The following is a 15,339-nucleotide window of genomic DNA, read 5'->3' on the forward strand; positions in this document are numbered from 1 at the left end:
AGAATTTTGAGGCAATAATGAGCAGAGTCAAACTTGCCGTCGTCGGCAATGGCATGGTCGGCCACCGGTTCATCGAAGATCTGTTGGATAAAGCAGACAAAGACCAGTTCGAAATCACCGTATTTTGCGAAGAGCCGCGCATCGCTTACGATCGCGTGCACCTCTCTTCCTACTTCTCGCACCACACCGCCGAAGAGCTGTCGCTGGTGCGCGAAGGCTTTTACGAAAAACACGGCGTGAAGGTGCTGGTCGGCGAGCGCGCCATCACCATCAATCGCGACGAGAAGGTGATCCACTCCAACACCGGCCGCACCGTCTATTACGACAAGCTGATCATGGCCACCGGTTCCTATCCGTGGATCCCGCCGATTAAAGGTTCGGATAGCCAGGACTGCTTCGTTTACCGCACCATCGAAGACCTGAACGCCATCGAAGCCTGCGCGCGCCGCAGCAAACGCGGTGCGGTGGTCGGCGGCGGGCTGTTGGGGCTGGAAGCCGCAGGCGCGCTGAAAAGCCTGGGGGTGGAAACGCACGTGATCGAGTTCGCCCCGATGCTGATGGCCGAACAGCTCGACCCGATGGGCGGTGACCAGCTGCGCCGCAAGATCGAGCGCATGGGCGTCAAAGTACACACCGGCAAAAATACCCAGGAGATCGTCAACGGCGGCGGCACCGCGCGCAAAACCATGCATTTCGCCGACGGCAGCCTGCTGGAAGTGGATTTCATCGTGTTCTCCACCGGCATCCGCGCCCAGGACAAGCTGGCGCGCCAGTGCGGGCTGGAGATTGGCCGCCGCGGCGGCATCGCCATCAACGACAGCTGCCAGACGTCGGATCCGGACGTCTACGCCATCGGTGAGTGCGCCGCCTGGCGCGATCGCACCTTCGGCCTGGTGGCGCCGGGTTACAAAATGGCGCAGGTGGCCGTCGATCACCTGCTGGGCCGCGAAAACGGCTTCCAGGGCGCCGACATGAGCGCCAAGCTGAAGCTGCTGGGCGTGGACGTCGGCGGCATCGGCGATGCTCACGGCCGCACCGAGGGCGCCCGCAGCTACGTTTATCTGGATGAAAGCAAAGAAGTCTACAAACGCATCGTGGTCAGCGCCGACAACAAAACCCTGCTCGGCGCGGTGCTGGTGGGCGACACCAGCGATTACGGCAATCTGCTGCAGCTGGCGTTGAACGGCATCGAGCTGCCGGAAAACCCGGACGGCCTGATCCTGCCGGCTCATGCGGGCAGCAAACCGGCCATCGGCGTGGATTCGCTGCCGGAAAGCGCGCAGATCTGCTCCTGCTTCGACGTCAGCAAAGGCGACATCATCCAGGCGGTCAACAAAGGCTGCCACACCGTGGCGGCGCTGAAGGCCGAAACCAAGGCCGGCACCGGCTGCGGCGGCTGCATCCCGCTGCTCACCCAGGTGTTGAACGCCGAGCTGAGCAAGCAAGGCATCGAGGTCAACCATCACCTGTGCGAACACTTCGCCTACTCGCGCCAGGAGCTGTTCCACCTGATCCGCGTCGAAGGAATCAAGTCGTTCGAGGCGCTGCTGGCCAAATACGGCAAAGGCTACGGCTGCGAAGTGTGTAAGCCGACCGTCGGCTCGCTGCTGGCTTCTTGCTGGAACGAATACATCCTCAAGCCGCAGCATACGCCGCTGCAGGATACCAACGACAACTTCCTCGGCAATATCCAGAAAGACGGCACCTACTCGGTGATCCCGCGCTCCGCCGGCGGCGAAATCACCCCGGACGGCCTGCTGGCCATCGGCCAGATCGCCAAGGAGTACAACCTCTACACCAAAATGACCGGCTCGCAGCGCATCGGCATGTTCGGCGCGCAGAAAGACGACCTGCCGGCCATCTGGCGCAAGCTGCTCGCCGCCGGCTTTGAAACCGGCCACGCTTACGCCAAGGCGCTGCGCATGGCGAAAACCTGCGTCGGCAGCACCTGGTGCCGCTACGGCGTCGGCGACAGCGTCGGCTTCGGCGTCACGCTGGAGCATCGCTACAAAGGCATCCGCACCCCGCACAAAATGAAGTTCGGCGTCTCGGGCTGCACCCGTGAATGCGCCGAAGCGCAGGGCAAGGACGTCGGCATCATCGCCACCGAGAACGGCTGGAACCTGTACGTCTGCGGCAACGGCGGCATGAAACCGCGCCACGCCGATCTGCTGGCCGCCGACCTCGATCGCGAGACCCTGGTGCGCTACCTCGACCGCTTCATGATGTTCTATATCCGCACCGCCGATAAGCTGCAGCGCACCTCGGTGTGGCTGGAGAGCCTGGAAGGCGGCATCGATTACCTGCGCAAGGTGATCATCGACGACAAGCTCGGCATCAACGACCAGCTGGAAGCGGAGATCGCCCGCCTGCGCGATGCGGTGATCTGCGAGTGGAAAGAGACCGTCGAGCACCCGGAAACGCAGCTGCGCTTCGCCCACTTCGTCAACAGCCCGCTGCGCGATCCGAACGTGCAGGTGGTGGCCGAACGCGACCAGCACCGCCCGGCGCGCCCTGACGAGCGCATTCCCGTCACCCTGATCGATACCGAGGAGAGCCACGCATGAGCCAGTGGATTACCGTTTGTCCCGTCGCCGACATTCTGCCCGGCACCGGCGTGTGCGCCCTGATCGGCGATCGGCAGGTGGCGGTGTTCCGCCCCTATGCCGACGAGCAGGTGTTCGCCATCAGCAATATCGACCCTTTCGCCCAGGCCAGCGTGCTGTCGCGCGGCCTGATCGCCGAGCATCAGGGCGAGCTGTGGGTCGCCAGCCCGCTGAAGAAACAGCATTTCCGCCTGTACGACGGCCACTGTCTGGAAGACGACAGCCGTTCCGTCGCCAGCTTCGCCAGCCGGGTGGTCGACGGCATCGTGCAAGTCGCGGCATAACCTTTCGGGAGGCAACATGTTTACCGACACGATCAACAAATGCGCCGCCAACGCGGCGCGCATCGTCCGCCTGGCGAAGGAGAGCCCGCTCGGCTTTTGGATCAGTTCGGCGATGGCGGGCGCCTACGTCGGCCTCGGCATCATCCTGATCTTCACCCTCGGCAACCTGGTCGACCCAAGCGTGCGGCCGCTGGTGATGGGCGCCACCTTCGGCATCGCGCTGACGCTGGTGATCATCGCCGGTTCCGAGCTGTTCACCGGCCATACGATGTTCCTGACGCTCGGCGTCAAGGCCGGCACCATCCGCCAAAGCCAAATGTGGGCGGTGCTGCCGCAAACCTGGCTCGGCAACCTGCTCGGCTCGGTGCTGGTGGCGCTGATGTATTACTACGGCGGCGGCAGCCTGCTGCCGGTGGATACCAGCCTGGTGCACAGCGCCGCGCTGGCGAAAACCACCGCGCCGGCCGAAGTGCTGTTCTTCAAGGGCGTATTGTGCAACTGGCTGGTCTGCCTGGCGATTTGGATGGCGATCCGCGTCGAAGGCGCCGCCAAATTCATCGCCATCTGGTGGTGTCTGCTGGCCTTTATCGCCTCGGGTTACGAACACTCCGTCGCCAACATGACGCTGTTCGCCCTCTCCTGGTTCGGCAACCACAGCGAGGCCTACACCCTCGCCGGCATTGGCCACAACCTGCTGTGGGTGACGCTGGGCAACATCCTGTCCGGCTCGGTGCTGATGGGCCTGGGGTATTGGTACGCTACGCCGCGCACCGAACGCCCGCAGGCGGCGAAAGCCGCCGCACGTCAGACCGCCTGAGTTTTCGGGGGCGCATTTTGCCCCCATACTGATTCTCCCGAGGAGTGCCGATGGACTACCTGCCGATTTTCTGCCAACTGCAACACAAAGCCTGCCTGCTGGTGGGCGGCGGCGAGATCGCCGAACGCAAGGCGCGCCTGCTGCTGGACGCCGGCGCGGCGCTGACCGTCAACGCCCTGGCATTCAGCCCACAGTTCCACCACTGGGCTGGAGAAGGCTTGCTGACGCTGGCCGAGGGCGAATTCAGCCCGGCCCTGCTGGCGGAAAAATGGCTGGTGATCGCCGCCACCGACCGGCTGGAGGTCAACGCACTGGTGTATCAGTGCGCCAACCAGCAGCGGGTGTTCTGCAACGTGGTGGACGATCCGAAACGCGCCAGCTTTATTATGCCGTCAATCATCGATCGTTCGCCGATCATGGTGGCGGTGTCCTCCGGCGGCAAAGCGCCGCTGCTGGCGCGGCTGCTGCGCGAGAAGCTGGAAGCGATGCTGCCGCAGCACCTCGGCAAGCTGGCCCAGCTGGGCGGCTCGCTGCGGCAGCGGGTAAAACAACGCTTCAGCAGCCTCGGCGCTCGCCGTCGCTTCTGGGAACGGTTATTCGCCCACGATCGGCTGGCGCAGTCGCTGGCCAACGACGACGCCGCGCTGGCCGAACGCCAGCTCGAGCAGCTGTTCAGCGAACGGCCGGAAGATCGCGGTGAAGTGGTGCTGGTGGGCGCCGGGCCGGGCGATGCCGGCTTGCTGACGCTGAAAGGGCTGCAGCAGATCCAGCAGGCCGACGTGGTGGTTTATGACCGGCTGGTCTCCGAAGAGATCATGACGCTGGTGCGCCGCGACGCCGAACGCATCTTCGTCGGCAAAAGCGCCGGCCACCACTGCGTGCCGCAAGAGCAAATCAACCAAATCCTGCTGCAGCAGGCGCTGCAAGGCAAACGCGTGGTGCGCCTGAAGGGCGGCGATCCCTTTATCTTCGGCCGCGGCGGCGAAGAGCTGGAGACGCTGGCGGACGCCAACGTGCCGTTCTCGGTGGTGCCGGGCATTACCGCCGCCTCCGGCTGTTCCGCCTACAGCGGCATCCCGCTCACCCACCGCGACCATGCGCAGAGCGTGCGCCTGGTGACCGGCCACGCCAAGGCCGACGGCGGATTGGACTGGGCGACGCTGGCCGCCGGGCAGCAGACGCTGGTGTTCTATATGGGGCTAACGCAGGCAGCGGAGATCCAGCGCCAGCTGATCGCACACGGCTTGCCGGCCGCCACACCGGTAGCGCTGGTGGAAAACGGCACGTCCTGCCGCCAGCGGGTGATCGAAGGCGAGCTCGGCCAACTGGGCGCCTTGTCCCTGCAGGCCGCCAGCCCCAGTCTGATCATCGTCGGCAGCGTGGTCAGCCTGCGCAGCAAGCTCAATTGGTTCGCCAGCGAGGAACCGCCCGCCGGCCTGGCGCAAATGGCGTGATACCGACGTAAAAAAAGCGGCCTTTGGCCGCTTTTTCTATTCGCGCCGGCGTTACGCCTGCGGCGGTACGAAACCGACGGCCTGATAGACCTTCGCCAGGGTTTCCTGCGCGCGCGCGCGGGCCTTGGCGGCGCCGTCGCGCATCACCTGCTGCAGATAGGCTTCGTCGTTGCGGAAGCGGTGGTAGCGCTCCTGCAGCTCACCCAGCATGCCGGAGACGGCTTCCGCCACCGCGCCTTTCAGGTGGCCGTACATCTGGCCTTCGAACTCGGCTTCCAGCTGCGCGATGCTCTTGCCGGTCACGCCGGCGAGGATATCCAGCAGGTTGGAGACGCCCGCCTTGTTGACCACGTCGTAACGCACGACAGGCGGCTCTTCCGAGTCGGTCATTGCGCGTTTGATCTTCTTGGTCACCGCTTTCGGATCTTCCAGCAGGCCGATCACGTTGTTGCGGTTGTCGTCCGACTTGGACATCTTCTTGGTCGGCTCCTGCAGCGACATGACGCGCGCGCCGGATTTAGGAATGAACGGCTCCGGCACTTTGAACACGTCGCCGTACAGCGCGTTAAAACGCTGGCCTACGTCGCGGCTCAGTTCCAGGTGCTGTTTCTGGTCTTCGCCCACCGGCACCTGATTGGTTTGATACAGCAGGATATCGGCCGCCATCAGCACCGGATAGCTGAACAGCCCGGCGTTGATGTTCTCCGCGTAGCGCGCGGATTTGTCCTTGAACTGAGTCATGCGGCTCAGTTCGCCGAAATAGGTGTAACAGTTCAGCACCCAGCTCAGCTGCGTGTGCTCAGGCACGTGCGACTGCACGAAGATGGTGCTTTTTTCCGGATCGATGCCGCAGGCCAGGTACAGCGCCAGCGTATCCAGCGTGGCCTTGCGCAGCTTCTCGGCGTCCTGGCGCACGGTGATGGCATGCAGATCGACGATGCAGTAGATGCAGTCGTAGTCGTCCTGCATCTGCACCCACTGACGCAGCGCACCCATGTAGTTGCCGATGGTCAGTTCGCCGGACGGCTGCGCGCCGCTAAATACGATGGGCTTACTCATGTTTAAATTTCCTGATTCTCTAAAGATGACAGCCCAAGAGCGGGCAACAAATCGGCGAAGCGCTCCAACACCCGATCGGGGTGGCTCAGGGCGATCGATTCGCCGTAGTTATAACCGTAGGTAAAGCCGACGCTCGGGCAACCGGCGCCCTGCGCGGCTTGAATATCGTTGCGGGAGTCGCCGACGAACAGCAGTTCATGCGCCCGCAGCCCAAGCTTGCCGAGCACCAGGTACAGCGGCGCCGGATGCGGTTTCTTTTCCGTCACGTCGTCGCCGCCGATCACCAGCGAGAAATAGTCGCCAATGCCCAGCGCCGCCAGCAGCGGTGCCACGAACGGCGTCGGCTTGTTGGTCACCAATGCCATCGGGTAACCGTGCGCGGCCAGCCGGGCCAGCGTCTCTTGCACCTGCGGGAACAGGCGGCTGCCGCTGTCGACGGTCTGCGCGTAGAAATGGTCGAAGCGTTCTCGCAGCCGGCTGCACTGCTCCGGCGTGCCTTCCGCTTCCGCCCAGCGCAGCGCACGCTGCACCAGCACGTCGGCGCCGTTGCCGATCCAGGTGCCGACCCGTTCTTCACCCGCTTGCGGCAGGCCCGTCTCTTCCAGCGCCATATCGATGGCGGCCGCCAGACCCGGCGCGCTGTCGACCAGCGTGCCGTCCAGATCGAAGGCCAATGCGCGGATCGCGCCGAAATCAGCCATGGGTAACCTTCGCCAGCTCGCTGCGCATCTCGTCGATCACCTTGCGGTAGTCCGGCTGGCCAAAGATGGCGGAACCGGCGACGAACATATCGGCGCCCGCGGCGGCGATTTCGGCGATGTTGTCCACCTTCACCCCGCCGTCGACTTCCAGGCGGATATCGCGGCCGCTGTCGTCAATCAGCTTGCGCACCTGGCGCAGCTTGTCCAGAGTGCCGTGAATGAACGACTGGCCGCCGAAGCCCGGGTTAACCGACATCAGCAGAATCACGTCGATTTTATCCATCACGTAATCGAGGTAGCTCAGCGGCGTGGCCGGGTTGAACACCAGGCCGGCTTTACAGCCGTGCTCTTTGATCAGCTGAATGGTGCGATCGACATGCTCGGAAGCTTCGGGGTGGAAAGAGATATAAGACGCGCCGGCCTTGGCGAAATCAGGCACGATGCGATCCACCGGCTTGACCATCAGGTGCACGTCAATCGGTGCGGTAATGCCGTAGTTGCGCAGCGCTTCGCACACCATCGGGCCGATGGTCAGATTGGGCACGTAGTGGTTGTCCATCACGTCGAAGTGCACCACGTCGCCGCCTGCGGCCAGCACGTTGGCGGTATCTTCACCTAACCGGGCAAAATCTGCCGACAGAATGGACGGGGCAATCAAAAACTTTTTCATCCGCTTCTCCAAACGTAGGGTCGAGTTGTTATGCGCCGGGATGCCCCCGGCTTAGCGATACAGCGCCAAAAGCTCGTTCACTTTGCTGCGGCCGAGAATGTTGCGGCTGATCGTGCGGCGCGCTTTCACCACATACAGCGCGGCATGCTGGTACCAGTCGCGCGTCAGCTCGGTATCGTGATTGGAGATCAATACCGGTACCTGGCTCTCTACCGAGAGCTGGTGCGCCAGATGCGCCAGGCTCTGCTGATCGGCGATGCTGAAGCTGTTGGTGTGGTAGGCGGTGAAATTCGCCGTCGCCGACAGCGGCGCATAAGGCGGATCGCAATACACCACGGCGCCGGCCACGGCCTTCGCCATGGTATCGCGGTAATGCTCGCAGACAAAAGTGGCATTGCGCGATTTTTCGGCAAACCAGTAGAGCTCTTCTTCCGGGAAGTACGGTTTCTTGTACCGGCCAAACGGCACGTTGAACTCGCCGCGCAGGTTATAGCGGCACAGGCCGTTATAGCAGTGGCGGTTCAGGTACAGGAACAGCAGCGCCCGGCGGTAAGGCTCGGTGCTAGTATTGAACTCTTCTCGCAGCAGGTAAAACTGATCCGAGTTATTGAATTCATCGGCGAAAAGCGTGCGGGCATCGCGCACGAAGTCATCCGTGCGCAGCTTAACGATGTTATACAGGTTGATAAGATCGCTATTGATGTCGGCGAGAATGTAGGCGTCGTAATCCGTATTCAGAAAGACGGATCCCGCACCCACGAAGGGCTCGATTAAGCAGTCTCCCGCCGGCAGATGGCGACGAATCTCATCTACCAGCGGGTATTTTCCACCAGCCCATTTTAAAAAAGCGCGGTTTTTCTTCATGCCGTCAATTAGCTACTTATACAATTCAGAGCGGCGGATTGTACTCTGTTTCAGACAGCACATCAGCGCACAAATTTAAATGATTTATTTTTTAAGATCTTGCTGCACTTGGTGTACAGGTCGGACCCACGGTTTTTTCGCCTGCACATCCGCCGGCAACGAAGCAATGGCGCGCTTCGCTTCTGCGGAAGACGCATAGTTGCCGCTTACCAGCACGTACCACGGTTTGCCGTCACGCTTGGTGGCGTACACCAGGTAGTTCTGCAGCTTCTGCTGTTTGGCGTAGGCGTTCAGCGTATCGGAACGCGAAGCGCTGCTCAGCTGCAAGGTATAGTGGCTGCCTGGCGCAGACTGCAGCGAACTGCCGCTGCTGGCGACCGCTCCCGCTTTCGCGGTGGAAGACGGCTTGGCAGGCGGCGTATACACCGTGGTCGGTGATTTATGCTGCGTCGCGCTCGGCTTGGCGGCGGTTTTCGCCGGCGTTTTATGCTGTTGCTGCGCGGTGCCCTGCACAGGGCGAGTCGTTTCGCGCGCCGCGGCGCCACTCATCACCGTCGCCGGTGCGGTCGGCAGCGTCGAGGCTGCGCCGGTCATGCCCTGGGTCGCGGCATCCACCTGCCCTTGCTGCTGCGACAGCGCATCCGCCATGTTGCCAGGCAGATCGACGCGCTGCTGCGCACCGCCCTGCTGAGGCTGAGTTTGCGCTTCGGTCGGCGTGCCGGAGATCGGCGGCACGCTGACGTTCTGCGGTTGCTGCGGCTGAGTCGCGCTCACGCCGTTGTTGTCATGGGTATCCGTGGTGCCGCCCGGCACGCCGTTATTGGCGGTGGTCAGCGACGAAGAACCGGACAGGTTGATATCGCGGGCCGCGCCGTTTTGCGCGCCGCTATCCTGAGCCGCTTCATGCTTGGTCGGCGCCTTCAAGGCGGAACCGATGCCGATAATCAGCAGCAACAGCACCAAAATGCCGATGCCGATCATCAAATGCTGGCGCGAAACGGCGAAGCGCGGCGCGGCGGCCGGCTTGCGCGAACGCGTAGGACGACGATCGCTGCTATCAGGTCTGAGATCGTCTTCCGGTTTAAACTCGTCCATCTGAAACCCTCCAACTAGAGGCAAAAGCCCACCACCGTAGACCTACCGTGGCACGGGCAGATTAACCCGATGATGGCAAAGCGACACCCGTCGTGCTCTGCTCACTGTATTAATATAGATGCAAATGGCGGCTAAGCCACTGTTACTTAGTCCGATTTAATTACGCTGCTGCTCAGGCAGGCAGGCGGCGATCGACGCCAACACCAGCTCATGCCCTACGCCGCCGCGCACTTCCGCCGCACCTATCGCGGTCGGCAGCACCAGACGCAATTCACCCGCCAACACTTTCTTGTCGCGCAGCATGTGCGGCAGATAGGATTCCGGCGTCATTTCCTGCGGCCCGCAGACCGGCAAGCCGGCCCGCAGCAGCAGCGCTTTGATGCGTTCGATATCTTCAACCGAGAACTGGCCGAGACGGTGCGCGGTTTCCGCCGCCATCACCATGCCCGCAGCCACCGCTTCGCCGTGCAGCCATACGCCGTAGCCCATTTCGGCTTCGATGGCGTGGCCGTAAGTATGGCCCAGATTCAGCAAGGCGCGCAGGCCGCTTTCGCGTTCGTCGGCGGCCACGACCTCGGCCTTCAGCTCGCAGCAGCGGCGGATACAGTACGCCAACGCCTGCATATCCAGCGCCATCAGCGCATCGATGTTGTTTTCCAACCAGACGAAGAACTCGCGATCTAGGATGATCCCGTATTTGATGACTTCAGCCAGGCCGGAAGAGAGTTCACGCGTCGGCAACGTTTTCAGGCAATCCAGATCAACCACCACCGAAGCGGGTTGATAGAAAGCGCCGATCATATTTTTGCCGAGCGGGTGGTTGACGGCGGTTTTGCCGCCTACGGAGGAGTCCACCTGCGACAACAGCGTGGTGGGAACCTGAATAAAGCGCACGCCGCGTTGGTAGCACGCGGCGGCGAAGCCGGTCAGATCGCCGACCACGCCCCCGCCGAGGGCGATCAGCGTGGTATCGCGCCCGTGCGGTTTTTCAAGCAGCGCCGAAAACACCTGCTCCAACACCGCCAGAGATTTGTACTGCTCACCATCGGGAAGGATCACCTGATCCACCACGACGCCCCCCTGCTCCAGCACCTGCCGGACACGCTCCAGATAAAGCGGCGCCAGGGTCTGGTTGGTGACCAACATCGCTTGCTCACCCGCCTTCAACGGCATAAAAGAAGCCGGATCGTTAAACAATCCGGCGGCGATGGTAATCGGGTAGCTGCGCTCCCCAAGCGTTACAGTAATTCTCTCCATGTCGCGCTCAGTTCTCTGTATGGTGCGGCGGTGGTTGATCCCCGCAACAGCGGGGAACACAAATCAGTTTTCCGCATTGGCCGACGGCGAACGCGAAAATCGGCAATCAGTTGCTTTCCAGCATGTTGATGATCTGGTTGGCAACCACTTTAGCGCTCTGATCGTCGGTGCGGATGGTGACATCGGCAATCTCTTCATACAACGGATTGCGCTCTTTCGCCAAGGCTTCCAGCACTTCACGCGGCGGAGAATCAACCTGCAGCAGCGGGCGTTTTTTATCACGCTGGGTACGAGCCAGCTGCTTCTCGATCGTGGTTTCCAGATAGACCACCACGCCGCGCGCGGACAGACGGTTGCGCGTTTCGCGCGACTTCACCGAACCGCCGCCGGTCGCCAACACAATCCCTTGTTTTTCCGTCAGTTCATTAATGACTTTTTCTTCACGATCGCGGAAACCTTCTTCCCCTTCCACGTCGAATACCCAGCCCACGTCAGCTCCGGTACGTCGCTCAATTTCTTGATCGGAGTCGAAGAACTCCATATTGAGTTGCTGAGCTAACTGACGGCCAATAGTGCTTTTGCCGGCACCCATAGGCCCAACCAGAAAGATATTGCGTTTCTCTGCCATGTTTTTCGGTATTACTAAGACAATTCGTTAATGTTAACCCGCCCCGCCAATCAAATCAGCGGCGGGACCTAAACTGAAACCTCATGAGCGATAGTGCGAGATCAGACGAAAAATTATCTCAACACTCTTGGTAGTTTGGCAACCGAATAAATCGCAATCCACGCCGCGGGAGGGAAACCATATGTTTTTAACGGCGTCTTGACGCTAACAAAAAACCTCGGTGCTCAATTCGGTAACCCTTGTAAGCTAAATCGGCCGCAGCGTCAAACGCAGATCCCCCCAAGGGGATAAAAAAGTGTATCTGCTCATCAACTTTAGGAGATTTGCCGCCCGGCCGACAGGCAGCCGCTTATCCCTTAATCAGGGTCGGCGTAATGAAGATCACCAGCTCGCGTTTTTTCTGTTGCGCGCCGCTTTGCCGGAACAAGCCCCCCAGCAGTGGTGCATCGCCCAATCCCGGCACCTTGTCCGCCGTCTTGCCGCTATGCCGTTGAAAAATACCGCCGAGCACCAGGGTTTCGCCGTTTTTCACCGTGATCTGCGTCTTAATCTCCTGTTTATCGATGGTCAGCGCTTCCCCCGCGCCCCGGCTGATGGCGCGACCCGGCATATTTTGGCTGATGTGCAGCGTCAGCGTGATGCGTCCGTCCGGCAACACCTTGGGCGTCACCTCCATGCCCAGCACCGCCTCTTTGAACTCGATCGCGGTCGCACCGCTGGCGCCGCTCGACACTTCGTAAGGGATCTCGGTTCCCTGTTTGATACTGGCGGTTTGCAGATGCGCCGTCAGCAGGCGCGGGCTGGCGATGATCTCCACCTGATTTTCCTGCTCCAGCGCCGTCAGCTCGAGGCTCAGCAAACGCCCGCTGATGCGCGCCAGGTGGAAACCGGCGTTCACCGCGCTGCGCTCCAGCGGCAGATTGACGCCGAGATTGCCCGGCCGCAGCGGCCGCGTCGGCCTGTCGTCGGGCGCCAATCCCCAACGCACGCCAAGTTCACGCAGGCTTTCGCTGTTGATGGTCACGATATGCGCCGCCAGCTGCACCTGTGCCAGCGGCGCGTCCATTTCCGTCACCCGTTTTTTCAACTGCGCCAGGATTGGCGCGGTGTCGCGCAGCAGCAGCGTATTGGTGCGCTTATCCGCCAGCACGCTGCCTCGCTCGCTGAGCAAGGCGCCGCGTTGGGCATTGAGGCTTTCGGCAATCTCCGCCGCATCGCCGTTTTGTAACGTCAGGCTCAGGCTGTGCAGCGGTTGCCGCTGCGCCAGCGCTTCTCGCTGCTGTTTTTTTTCCTGCGCGTCCGGCTCCGGGGCGATCAGCATCACGCTCCCCTCCCGCGTCATCGTCAGCTTGCCCATACGCAGAGTCAGCGCCAGCGCCTGAGGCCAGGGCACATTCTCCAGCCGCAGCGTCAGGTTGCCGCTCACGCCGGGCGCGGCGATCAGGTTCATCTGCCGATAATCCGCCAGCGCCTGCAGGATGACCGTCACCGGCGCATCCTGAAACTCCAGGGAAACCCGCTGCTTATCCTGCGCCTGCGCGGCGCCGAGCGCCAGGCACCACAGCGCCACGCCCAATCCAGCGCGTCCTTTCATGGTTTGCCATCCTTGTTGTTGTCCATCATGAGCGAGATGTCGCCCTGGCTCGCCGGGCAATCCGGTTCGGCCGCCAGCGCCGTTAACGTCAGGCTGCGCGCCTGCACCTGCGTCACCTGCCAGCGCTCGGCCAGTACCCGCTGCTGCGGCCGCAGGCGTAGCCATTGCCCCGCCGGCGTCACCACCCAGCCATAGCGCAGCGCCGGGTGCCCGATGACGCCTTTCAGTCGCCAGCCCGCCGGCGATGCCTCCGTTTGGGCACAAGCAGGCAGCGGAGGCGGCGCAAACGGATCGCGCGGCTCAGCGCATAAGGCCCACGGCCATAGCAGCCACCACCAACGGCCAGGTCTTTTACTCATCGGCCTGCTCCTCGGCGGCATCCTGTAAAACCAACCGCGCCGTCATGCCCTGCGGCGGTGTCTCCACGCTCAGCTGCTGGAGGCGCAAATCGGCGGGCAGCGCCTCCAGCAGCACCAGCAAACCGGCGTAGTCAATGCGCAAGCTCAGCGTTTGCCGCGGCGGTTTTTCCTGCCGCTGCCAGCGCAACAAGGCGCCCCCCGCTCGTTGCAGCACGCTCGCCAGATCGCCGGTGGTGATCGGCGCAAGCGCCGCCGCAGGGATAGCGGTTTGCGGCACCTCGTCCAGTTGGCGTTGCACCATAGCGATCTGTTGCAACAGGCGCTGTTGCCGCTCCGCCGCGCTTTCCCGCTGACGCCATTCGTCTTGCAGCATCCAGCCGCCGCCCAACAGCGCCAACGCGCCAATGCCCAGCCCTTGCGCCACCAGCAATAGCCAACCCGGCAAGCTCAGCCAGAAGCGCAGCCCGGATGACAAACGGCTATCCATCACGCCCCCAGCGCGCCGCCAGGTGAAAGGAGTACAGGCCGTCTTCGCGTTGCGCCACCTCAGCCAAACGCAGCCGTGGCAACGCAGGCATCCCCGCCAGCCGTCGTTCGAACTGCGTGATGGCCGCAGGAGAGCGGCTCAATCCACGCAGCCGCAGGCCGTTCGCCGCATCGCTGTCCAGCGCCGTGAGCCACAGCGGGGGAGGAACGCTAGAGGACAATTGCTGCAGCAGCTGCAAATAACGCCGGTTATGTTGGGCGTTGCTCGCCTGCCGTTCGGCGCGGACGCTGTGCAGCGCTCGCTGCGCCCGCTCTTGCTGCTGCTGGCGGACGAGCAACGTCAATGCCGCCAAATCTTCACCCAGCATCGCCAGCCGCGCCTGCCGCTGCGCCTGTTGATGCCGCAGCTGGCCGGCGATCAGGAACAGTGCCAGCAGCAGCGCCGCTACCTGCAACAGCAGCACGCCCAGCCAGAAATAGCCGCGCCGCCGCTCGCGGCGCTGGCGCCAGGGCAGAAAGTTGACCTGATACATCAGCGATCCTCCTCGCGCAGCGCCAGACCACCGGCCAACGCGAACGCCGAAGGATGCGCAGGCAACGGCGGACGCAGCTGCGTGAAGGCGCTGAGCGGCGACCAACCAAGGCAACCGGCGGGCAAGGCTCCCGCCAGCACGCCGCCGGCATAGACCGGCCGATCGTCGCCCACCGGCATCTGGGCTTGCAGCGCCCGCAGCGCCTGCGCGTCATCGTCGCCCGGCGCCAGACCAAAAGCGAACGCGCCGTCGGCCGGCGCCACCCACAGCCATTCTCGTTCGAGACGGTGCATCAGCCCCGCAGCGGGCGGTACGCCTGCCGCCGTCGCCATCATCCGCAGCGCACAGGGGGTGATATCGACCGCTTGCGGATGCAGGCCAGCCTGACGCAGACAATGCAGCCACTGCTGCAGCTCCTGCCGCCGCGCAGCGGTCAACAGCAGCGCCGCCTCATCCGCCGGCGCGGCGCGATAGTCGAGCACCAACGTCTGGCCGTCGAGCGGGAACTGCTTCAAACCGTGGCCACCGATATAGTCGCTGCGTTCCGGCTCGCGCAGCCGCGCGTCCGGCTGCGTCATGCGCTGCTGTAACACGCGTTGCGCCGGTAGAGCAATGCGTAAGGAAATATGTCGCGGCAGCTGGACGCGCCATTGCCGCAGCGCCCGGATCAGGAATTCGGAAGGTTGCAGGCAGCCATCGCGCAAAACCGCCTGCGGCAGCGCCTGCTGCCACCAGTGGCGCAACTGCCAGCCGTTGCGGCGGCGTTGGGCCGCCACCGCCCGCACGCAGTCGATTTGTATATCCAGCCCTACCTGCCATGCTTGAGGGAACATGTTTCGCAAGCCTCCATAACATCAGATGATAAAAGAACATATCCATGTCGCAGGCTTGCCTTTATACTACCGCGCGGTTGTTTATAAACTGCCCAAATG

General features: G+C 62.6%; 16 protein-coding genes. 4 read left to right on the top strand and 12 right to left on the bottom strand.

Going from position 1 to position 15,339, the window contains the following annotated elements:
* Positions 1 to 17: 17 nt before the first annotated feature.
* The 4 genes from nirB to cysG are packed head-to-tail and all read left to right on the top strand — an operon-like array spanning position 18 to position 5,161.
* A complete protein-coding gene (nirB, locus tag SSARUM2_RS22570; protein WP_033636292.1) occupies positions 18 to 2,567 on the top strand; it encodes a nitrite reductase large subunit NirB in 2,550 nt (849 codons plus the stop codon).
* On the top strand, positions 2,564 to 2,890 hold the full coding sequence (nirD, locus tag SSARUM2_RS22575; RefSeq protein WP_019456155.1) for a nitrite reductase small subunit NirD: 327 nt from the start codon (positions 2,564 to 2,566) through the stop codon (positions 2,888 to 2,890). The genes nirB and nirD overlap by 4 nt, the downstream gene beginning before the upstream one ends.
* A 16-nt stretch (positions 2,891 to 2,906) precedes the next feature.
* On the top strand, positions 2,907 to 3,707 hold the full coding sequence (gene nirC, locus SSARUM2_RS22580) for a nitrite transporter NirC (protein WP_033649319.1): 801 nt from the start codon (positions 2,907 to 2,909) through the stop codon (positions 3,705 to 3,707).
* A 50-nt stretch (positions 3,708 to 3,757) separates the two neighbouring features.
* A complete protein-coding gene (cysG, locus tag SSARUM2_RS22585; protein WP_060453130.1) occupies positions 3,758 to 5,161 on the top strand; it encodes a siroheme synthase CysG in 1,404 nt (467 codons plus the stop codon).
* Positions 5,162 to 5,212: 51 nt separating this feature from the next.
* Here the strand turns inward: cysG and trpS are convergent, their stop codons facing one another.
* From trpS to pilM, 12 genes are all read right to left on the bottom strand, one after another.
* A complete protein-coding gene (gene trpS, locus SSARUM2_RS22590) occupies positions 5,213 to 6,220 on the bottom strand; it encodes a tryptophan--tRNA ligase (protein ID WP_025304534.1) in 1,008 nt (335 codons plus the stop codon).
* A gap of 2 nt (positions 6,221 to 6,222) precedes the next feature.
* Complete coding sequence (locus SSARUM2_RS22595) at positions 6,223 to 6,921, bottom strand: phosphoglycolate phosphatase (RefSeq protein ID WP_015379295.1); 699 nt, start codon at positions 6,919 to 6,921, stop codon at positions 6,223 to 6,225.
* Positions 6,914 to 7,591 (bottom strand): ribulose-phosphate 3-epimerase, encoded by a 678-nt coding sequence (gene rpe, locus SSARUM2_RS22600; RefSeq protein ID WP_004930320.1) that lies wholly within the window; start codon positions 7,589 to 7,591, stop codon positions 6,914 to 6,916. The genes SSARUM2_RS22595 and rpe overlap by 8 nt, the downstream gene beginning before the upstream one ends.
* A gap of 51 nt (positions 7,592 to 7,642) precedes the next feature.
* Positions 7,643 to 8,455, bottom strand: coding sequence for an adenine-specific DNA-methyltransferase (gene dam, locus SSARUM2_RS22605; protein ID WP_004930319.1), 813 nt, complete (start codon positions 8,453 to 8,455; stop codon positions 7,643 to 7,645).
* A gap of 84 nt (positions 8,456 to 8,539) precedes the next feature.
* Positions 8,540 to 9,550: an SPOR domain-containing protein gene (locus tag SSARUM2_RS22610; protein WP_033636298.1), complete on the bottom strand. Its 1,011-nt coding sequence runs from the start codon at positions 9,548 to 9,550 to the stop codon at positions 8,540 to 8,542.
* Positions 9,551 to 9,706: 156 nt separating this feature from the next.
* The gene (gene aroB, locus SSARUM2_RS22615) at positions 9,707 to 10,807 is read right to left on the bottom strand and encodes a 3-dehydroquinate synthase (RefSeq protein WP_033649322.1); all 1,101 of its coding nucleotides are present in this window, start codon (positions 10,805 to 10,807) and stop codon (positions 9,707 to 9,709) included.
* Between the two features lie 106 nt (positions 10,808 to 10,913).
* Positions 10,914 to 11,435 carry a shikimate kinase AroK gene (gene aroK, locus SSARUM2_RS22620; RefSeq protein WP_004391482.1) on the bottom strand — a complete coding sequence of 174 codons (522 nt, stop codon included), beginning with the start codon at positions 11,433 to 11,435 and terminating at the stop codon, positions 10,914 to 10,916.
* 349 nt (positions 11,436 to 11,784) lie between these two features.
* Positions 11,785 to 13,029 (bottom strand): DNA uptake porin HofQ, encoded by a 1,245-nt coding sequence (gene hofQ / locus SSARUM2_RS22625; RefSeq protein WP_048322009.1) that lies wholly within the window; start codon positions 13,027 to 13,029, stop codon positions 11,785 to 11,787.
* A complete protein-coding gene (locus SSARUM2_RS22630; protein ID WP_039569179.1) occupies positions 13,026 to 13,388 on the bottom strand; it encodes a HofP DNA utilization family protein in 363 nt (120 codons plus the stop codon). The genes hofQ and SSARUM2_RS22630 overlap by 4 nt, the downstream gene beginning before the upstream one ends.
* Positions 13,381 to 13,875 (bottom strand): hypothetical protein, encoded by a 495-nt coding sequence (locus SSARUM2_RS22635; RefSeq protein WP_049213869.1) that lies wholly within the window; start codon positions 13,873 to 13,875, stop codon positions 13,381 to 13,383. The genes SSARUM2_RS22630 and SSARUM2_RS22635 overlap by 8 nt, the downstream gene beginning before the upstream one ends.
* Positions 13,868 to 14,407, bottom strand: coding sequence for a PilN domain-containing protein (locus SSARUM2_RS22640; RefSeq protein ID WP_049213870.1), 540 nt, complete (start codon positions 14,405 to 14,407; stop codon positions 13,868 to 13,870). The genes SSARUM2_RS22635 and SSARUM2_RS22640 overlap by 8 nt, the downstream gene beginning before the upstream one ends.
* Positions 14,407 to 15,240: a pilus assembly protein PilM gene (gene pilM, locus SSARUM2_RS22645; protein WP_049235345.1), complete on the bottom strand. Its 834-nt coding sequence runs from the start codon at positions 15,238 to 15,240 to the stop codon at positions 14,407 to 14,409. Before pilM ends, SSARUM2_RS22640 begins: the two co-directional genes overlap by 1 nt.
* Positions 15,241 to 15,339: the final 99 nt, after the last annotated feature.

The organism is Serratia sp. K-E0102, assembly GCF_029962625.1.
GTDB classification, from domain to species: Bacteria; Pseudomonadota; Gammaproteobacteria; order Enterobacterales; family Enterobacteriaceae; genus Serratia; species Serratia sarumanii.

Excerpts from the sequence above, each read along its gene's own strand:
- nirB (WP_033636292.1), top strand. The coding sequence starts at position 18 with ATGAGCAGAGTCAAACTTGCCGTCGTCGGCAATGGCATGGTCGGCCAC.
- nirD (WP_019456155.1), top strand. The coding sequence starts at position 2,564 with ATGAGCCAGTGGATTACCGTTTGTCCCGTCGCCGACATTCTGCCCGGC.
- nirC (WP_033649319.1), top strand. The coding sequence starts at position 2,907 with ATGTTTACCGACACGATCAACAAATGCGCCGCCAACGCGGCGCGCATC.
- cysG (WP_060453130.1), top strand. The coding sequence starts at position 3,758 with ATGGACTACCTGCCGATTTTCTGCCAACTGCAACACAAAGCCTGCCTG.
- trpS (WP_025304534.1), bottom strand. The coding sequence starts at position 6,220 with ATGAGTAAGCCCATCGTATTTAGCGGCGCGCAGCCGTCCGGCGAACTG.
- SSARUM2_RS22595 (WP_015379295.1), bottom strand. The coding sequence starts at position 6,921 with ATGGCTGATTTCGGCGCGATCCGCGCATTGGCCTTCGATCTGGACGGC.
- rpe (WP_004930320.1), bottom strand. The coding sequence starts at position 7,591 with ATGAAAAAGTTTTTGATTGCCCCGTCCATTCTGTCGGCAGATTTTGCC.
- dam (WP_004930319.1), bottom strand. The coding sequence starts at position 8,455 with ATGAAGAAAAACCGCGCTTTTTTAAAATGGGCTGGTGGAAAATACCCG.
- SSARUM2_RS22610 (WP_033636298.1), bottom strand. The coding sequence starts at position 9,550 with ATGGACGAGTTTAAACCGGAAGACGATCTCAGACCTGATAGCAGCGAT.
- aroB (WP_033649322.1), bottom strand. The coding sequence starts at position 10,807 with ATGGAGAGAATTACTGTAACGCTTGGGGAGCGCAGCTACCCGATTACC.
- aroK (WP_004391482.1), bottom strand. The coding sequence starts at position 11,435 with ATGGCAGAGAAACGCAATATCTTTCTGGTTGGGCCTATGGGTGCCGGC.
- hofQ (WP_048322009.1), bottom strand. The coding sequence starts at position 13,029 with ATGAAAGGACGCGCTGGATTGGGCGTGGCGCTGTGGTGCCTGGCGCTC.
- SSARUM2_RS22630 (WP_039569179.1), bottom strand. The coding sequence starts at position 13,388 with ATGAGTAAAAGACCTGGCCGTTGGTGGTGGCTGCTATGGCCGTGGGCC.
- SSARUM2_RS22635 (WP_049213869.1), bottom strand. The coding sequence starts at position 13,875 with ATGGATAGCCGTTTGTCATCCGGGCTGCGCTTCTGGCTGAGCTTGCCG.
- SSARUM2_RS22640 (WP_049213870.1), bottom strand. The coding sequence starts at position 14,407 with ATGTATCAGGTCAACTTTCTGCCCTGGCGCCAGCGCCGCGAGCGGCGG.
- pilM (WP_049235345.1), bottom strand. The coding sequence starts at position 15,240 with ATGTTCCCTCAAGCATGGCAGGTAGGGCTGGATATACAAATCGACTGC.